A 5,814-nucleotide genomic window follows, 5' to 3' on the forward strand; every position below is an offset into this window, starting at 1 on the left:
CGATCGTGACCTGCCCGGTCGCTTCGGTCAACACCGTCTTGGACCTGGTCCCGTTCCGGATGTTCCCCGATCCACGGTCGGGGGCGGCCCGGTTCTTCTCGTGCCCGAGGTGCGCGGTCAGCTCCTCGTTCAACGCCGTCTCGAGCACGTTCATAGTGAACAGCTTCAACAGCCCGCCCGGGCCCGTCAGCGCCAGCCCCTGCTCCTTCGCCAACCGGACCAACTCGGCCGCCGCAGCCGCCTCCGCGGATCGGTCATCATCCTGGTGATTCTTCGAACTCACAACTTCCAGTGTCGTAGTCATCACGGCACCCTCCCCGCCACGCCTCACGCGCAGCGCGTCAGGCCGGAAACACCGTTAAATCCACAGTCCCCGCGGTCGTGCGCGTTTGAGGACCTTGTTTCCGCGTCTGGAGGGGTGCTCGCTGCGGATCGAGGTTCCGGAGCGTCTGGTGACGGGGGCGAGGCCGGCGGAGGCGGCGAGGTGCCCAGCGGTGGGGAAGGCCCGCGTGGTGACGTCGGTGAGGAGCCGGGCGGTGGTCCTGACGCCGACTCCGGGCATGCTCATCAGGGCCGGCTGAAGAGGGTGCTGATCGACGATCTTCTCGACCTCGACGAGGATGTCGTCGCGTTGCCGGCGGAGAGCGGCGAGTTGCTGTGCGAGCCGCGGGCGAACGAGGGTTGCCGCGTCGGTGCGGAATCACGCAAGAGGGCATCCGCGAAAGGAAGCACATGCGACTCCGATCAGCGGCGACGCCCGCCGCCCCACCCGTCACATCCCCGGTACGACCCGCGGCACCTCGCACCGCTGCACCCGGATGACGGTGCCGTCGGCGGGAATGATCACCGCCACGTCGGTCGGCCCCGCCTGCGCCCACTGCCCGACACCACTCCGGGTGGGGGCGGGTCAGCAGATCTCGAACCCGCCGCTGTGGCGCAGGAACGCGGCGAACTCGCGCACGTTCTCGACATCGAAGGAATAATTCTTGTCCCAGTGCCTCCGGCGTCCGGTGCCCTGGCATCCGTTGCATCCGCCCTTGCCGGTGTCGCGGTCGCGCGGCTTGTCCATGCCGCGCGACCGGCCGATCCCATCGGTGCGCAGACCGGTCCCCTGGCACAGGTCACAGTCGCTGTCGGGGAGCGCGGCGATTTCTGTGGCGTACTGATCCGCGTGGGCCGTCACACGCCCATTGGCGAGGTCGCGGTCGAGCGCATCCGCCAGCGCGAGCGCTCCGTTCTCGTCAAGTCCGTCGCCGTCGTTGCTCTGCCAGTGAGTGCATCCGGCGGTGAGTTCAGGGTAGGCCGCCGTGAGGAAGCTGGCGAGGGGCCGCCACCACCACACCGTGTTGCGGAAGTAGCGCCCGACCTCGGCGGTCGCGTTCTTCCCGTAGATGTCCATCGCCATGATGCCCTCCCTAGACGCGTTGTGCATCTGGCGTAAGTGATCTTAGGAGGGGGTCAGACATGAGTCGCTCCACAAGACGATTGCTGGCAAGAACTGCCACCGGCAGGCAGCGTCGACACCCGCAACGCCCGCCGCCCCGCCCGTCACATCCCCGGTACGGCCCGCGGCACCTCGCTCGCGGCACCCGGATGCCGGTGCCGTCGGCGGGAATGATCACCGCCATGTCGGTCGGCCCCGCCTGGGCCCGCCAGTAGCCGGCATCACGCGTGGACACGAAATGGTGGAACGCGACCGCGCGCACCCCGGCGGCCTCGGCAACTTCCACCGCACCCCGCGGCGACGTGTGCGCCCGGTAATGGTGATCGACCACCGATTGCGCCCGCCGGCTCCGCTCCCCCGGTGCCCCGTGGAACTGCTCCACCCAGGCGAAGTCGAGCACCTCGTGCAGCAGCGGATCGGCATCCCGCGCCAACCGGATCAGATTGCGGCTCGGCGCGGTGTCCCCCGAGACCACCACCGACCCGAACCAGGTGTCGAACCGGTACCCGAACGCGGGTGCCACCGGCGGATGATCCACGAGCGCCGCTGACACCGTCACCGATGCGTCCTGCCACACCGTGATCGGCTCCATCTCGGGATGCCCGTTCTCGTCGGGGTGGTAGCCGACACCTCCCGGGATCTCGATCTCGCGCGCCGGACGCAACGCGCCGCACGGCGCACACGAGTTGACCTGATCGGCACGATCGCACCGCCACGGCGATGCGGCGACGATCATCGAGGTGACGTCCGTGTGCGGGGTGCGAAGGCTCCGCGGCGGCGCCCGAGCACCGCAAGCGAAGGAGAACGACGAAGCTGCACACCGACCCGCGCGAGATCTGGACCATCCCGCACCTGGCGGCGTTGGCCAAACCGCAACTGCTCGACCTCTTCCACACGCTGTCACCGCCCGCGCCGGGAACGCTGCGCGGCGAGTACGCCGGCATCGACTACTTCGGACGCACCGAGGACACCATCGAGGCGGCGCTGACACGACTGCGCAGCGGCGACACCTTCTGGCTCGGCAAGGCGTTCCCCGGCGTGGAGGGAGACGGCGCCTCGGGCGACAACCGCATCCACAACCCCGACGGCACGGTGTCGCGCCGCGATCGCTACGGCATCCACCGCGGGACGTCGCCGCTGGACGGCAACCCCACGATCCTGCTGAAGTACAGCGACTTCGACAACGCCGCCGGCGGCATCGGCTTCCTCGACGAGGTGCGACAGGTCAACGAGCGGTTGTTCGTGTGCACCGGCACCCCCGAGGAGGGCAAGGGCGACACCGGGTCCTTCTTCATGTCGGGCCCGCCGGCCCCGTTCGTCGGTCCCGACGACCCCACCAGCGAACTGCTCTCGTAAGCCCGACCCGCGGGGGCCTTGCCTCGCACGAGACCGATGCGTACCCTTCAGTTAGTGCTCACTAACTGAAGGGTACGCGGATGTCACCGGGGACAGCCACGCAGGCGCAACTCGCGACCGACCTGCGCGCACGCCTGGCCCGGGTCGCGCAGGGCGGCCCGCCCGCCGCCCGCGAGCGCCACCTCGCCCGCGGCAAACTCCTCCCCCGCGACCGCGTCGACCGGCTGCTGGATGTCGGCAGCCCGTTCCTCGAGATCGCCCCGCTCGCCGCGGAGGGACTCTACGACGGCGACGCCCCCGCGGCCGGGCTGATCGCCGGCATCGGGCTCGTACACGGCCGCCACGTCATGGTCGTGTGCAACGACGCGACGGTCAAGGGCGGCACCTACTTCCCGCTGACCGTCAAGAAACACCTACGCGCGCAGGAGATCGCGCAACAGAACCGCCTGCCCTGCGTGTACCTCGTCGACTCCGGCGGCGCCTTCCTCCCCGCCCAGGACGACGTCTTCCCCGACCGCGAGCACTTCGGCCGCATCTTCTACAACCAGGCGCAGATGTCGGCGGCCGGCATCCCCCAGATCGCCGCCGTGCTCGGATCGTGCACGGCGGGAGGCGCCTACGTGCCCGCCATGAGCGACGAATCGATCATCGTCCGCGGCCAGGGCACCATCTTCCTCGGCGGGCCGCCGCTGGTGAAGGCCGCCATCGGCGAGGTCGTCACCGCCGAAGAACTGGGCGGCGGCGAACTCCACGCCCGCCGCTCCGGCGTCGTCGACCACCTCGCCGACGACGACGCACACGCCCTCGAGCTCGTCCGCGACATCGTCGCCACCCTCCCGGCCCCCGCCGGCCCGGCCTGGGACGTCATCCCGGCGGAGCCTCCCGCCGCCGACCCCGCCGACCTGTACGACGTCGTCCCGGTCGACGTGAACCGTCCCTACGACGTGCACGACGTGATCGTGCGCCTCGTCGACCGGGACACGTTCGGCGAGTTCAAGCCCGACTACGCCACGACCCTGGTCACCGGGTTCGCCCGCATCCACGGCCACCCGGTCGGCATCCTCGCCAACAACGGCGTGCTCTTCAGCGAATCGGCCCGCAAAGGCGCCCATTTCATCCAGCTGTGCGACCAGCGCGGCATTCCGCTGCTGTTCCTGCAGAACATCGCCGGATTCATGGTCGGGAAGGATGCCGAGGTCGGCGGCATCGCGAAAGACGGCGCCGCGATGGTCACCGCCGTGTCGACCGCACGCGTCCCCAAACTCACCGTCATCATCGGCGGCTCGTTCGGAGCCGGCAACTACTCGATGTGCGGGCGCGCGTCCTCCCCCCGGTTCCTGTGGTCGTGGCCGGCCAGCCGCATCTCGGTCATGGGCGGCGACCAGGCCGCCGCCGTGCTCGCCACCGTGCGCCGCGACCAGCGCGCCGCGCGCGGCGAACCGTGGAGCGACGACGAGCAGGCCCGCCTCGAAGCGCCCGTCCGCGCGCAGTACGAACGGCAGGGCGACCCGGTGTACGCCACGGCGCGGCTGTGGGACGACGGCATCCTCGATCCCGTCGACACCCGCGACACCCTGGGCCTGGCCCTCGATGTCGTCTCACGCGTACCACTGCCACCGGCCGGCTTCGGCGTGTTCCGGATGTGAGAGCGATGTTCCACACCGTGCTGGTCGCCGCTCGCGGCGAGATCGCCTGCCGGGTGATCCGCACGCTGCGGTTCGCCGGCATCCGCGCGGTCGCCGTGTACAGCGATGCGGATGCCGGTGCCCTCCACACCCGCGCCGCCGACACAGCCGTGCGGATCGGGCCGGCCGCAGCGGCGCGGTCGTATCTCGACATCGACGCCGTGATCGCCGCGGCCCGGGAGTCCGGCGCCCAGGCAATCCACCCCGGCTACGGGTTCCTGTCCGAGAGCGCCGCGTTCGCCCGCGCGTGCGAACGCGCCGGCCTCGTCTTCGTCGGCCCACCCGTGACCGCGCTGGAGATCATGGCCGACAAGATCCGTGCGCGCGAGCATGTCGCCGCCCACGGGGTGCCGATCGTCCCCGGTGTCAGCGCCGCCGGGATGTCGGATGCCGAGATCATCGCCGCCATCGGATTTCCCCTGCTGGTCAAACCGTCCGCGGGCGGGGGCGGCAAGGGCATGCAGGTGGTGCGCACACCCGACGAGCTGCCCGACGCGATCGCGGCGGCCCGACGGATCGCCGCGGCCGCGTTCGGCGACGACACGCTGCTGGTGGAACGGCTGGTGGAACGGCCCCGGCACATCGAGGTGCAGGTGCTCGCCGACGCGCACGGCGGCCTCGTCCACCTCGGCGAGCGCGAATGCACACTGCAGCGCCGCCACCAGAAGGTCATCGAAGAGGCGCCGTCGCCGCTGGCGACCGCGGCCCGTCGCCAGCGGTGGGGCGCGGCGGCCCGCGCGGTCGCGGCGAGCGTGGACTACCGTGGCGCCGGCACCGGCGAGTTCGTGGTGCCCGGCGACGACCCGGACGCGTGCTTCTTCATCGAGATGAACACGCGCCTGCTGGTCGAGCACGCCGTCACAGAGGCCATCCGCGACGTCGACCTCGTCGCCGAGCAGCTGCGCATCGCCGCCGGCGACCCGCTCACGGTGCACCACGACACCGCCCCTCGCGGGCACGCCGTCGAAGCACGGGTGTACGCCGAGAGCCCCGCCCGCGGGTTCCTGCCGGCGACCGGGACGGTGCGGCGGTGGTGCGTCGCACCGGGCGCCCGCACCGACACCGGGATCGACACCGGCAGTGTCATCACCGCCGACTACGACCCGATGATCGCCAAGGTCATCGCGCACGGCGCGACCCGGGACGACGCGCTCACCCGGCTCGACGCCGCACTCTCGGCCACCGTCGTGCTCGGGGTCGACACCAATCTCGGGTTCCTGCGCGACCTCGTCATCGACCGCGCCGTCCGGTCGGGCGACCTGGACACCGGGCTGATCGACCGGCTCCCGCCCTGGCGCCAACCGACGGTGCCGCCCGGCGCCGTCGCCG

General features: G+C 71.0%; 6 protein-coding genes and 1 pseudogene. 3 read left to right on the plus strand and 4 right to left on the minus strand.

Annotated elements, in window-relative coordinates; all coding sequences use genetic code 11:
* From ACK5KK_RS06565 to ACK5KK_RS06580, 4 genes and pseudogenes are all read right to left on the minus strand, one after another.
* On the minus strand, positions 1-304 hold a 304-nt coding region (locus tag ACK5KK_RS06565; RefSeq protein ID WP_416889288.1), incomplete at its 3' end, for a transposase.
* Between the two features lie 78 nt (positions 305-382).
* A pseudogene (locus tag ACK5KK_RS06570) lies at positions 383-694 on the minus strand (transposase); the annotation flags it as partial.
* Positions 695-907: 213 nt separating this feature from the next.
* Positions 908-1,405 (minus strand): hypothetical protein, encoded by a 498-nt coding sequence (locus ACK5KK_RS06575; RefSeq protein ID WP_416889289.1) that lies wholly within the window; start codon positions 1,403-1,405, stop codon positions 908-910.
* Between the two features lie 10 nt (positions 1,406-1,415).
* Entirely contained in the window at positions 1,416-2,180 is a 765-nt protein-coding gene (locus ACK5KK_RS06580; protein ID WP_416889290.1) for a hypothetical protein, read from the minus strand.
* A gap of 125 nt (positions 2,181-2,305) precedes the next feature.
* On the opposite strand from ACK5KK_RS06580, the gene ACK5KK_RS06585 reads away from it, so the two are divergent.
* From ACK5KK_RS06585 to ACK5KK_RS06595, 3 genes are all read left to right on the plus strand, one after another.
* Positions 2,306-2,800 carry a hypothetical protein gene (locus ACK5KK_RS06585; protein WP_416889291.1) on the plus strand — a complete coding sequence of 165 codons (495 nt, stop codon included), beginning with the start codon at positions 2,306-2,308 and terminating at the stop codon, positions 2,798-2,800.
* 80 nt (positions 2,801-2,880) lie between these two features.
* Positions 2,881-4,446 carry a carboxyl transferase domain-containing protein gene (locus ACK5KK_RS06590; protein WP_416889292.1) on the plus strand — a complete coding sequence of 522 codons (1,566 nt, stop codon included), beginning with the start codon at positions 2,881-2,883 and terminating at the stop codon, positions 4,444-4,446.
* Between the two features lie 5 nt (positions 4,447-4,451).
* Positions 4,452-5,814 (plus strand): acetyl-CoA carboxylase biotin carboxylase subunit (locus ACK5KK_RS06595; protein ID WP_416889293.1); only part of this gene is annotated, 1,363 nt, incomplete at its 3' end.

This window comes from Microbacterium sp. (assembly GCF_047972865.1).
Lineage (GTDB): Bacteria > Actinomycetota > Actinomycetes > Actinomycetales > Microbacteriaceae > Microbacterium.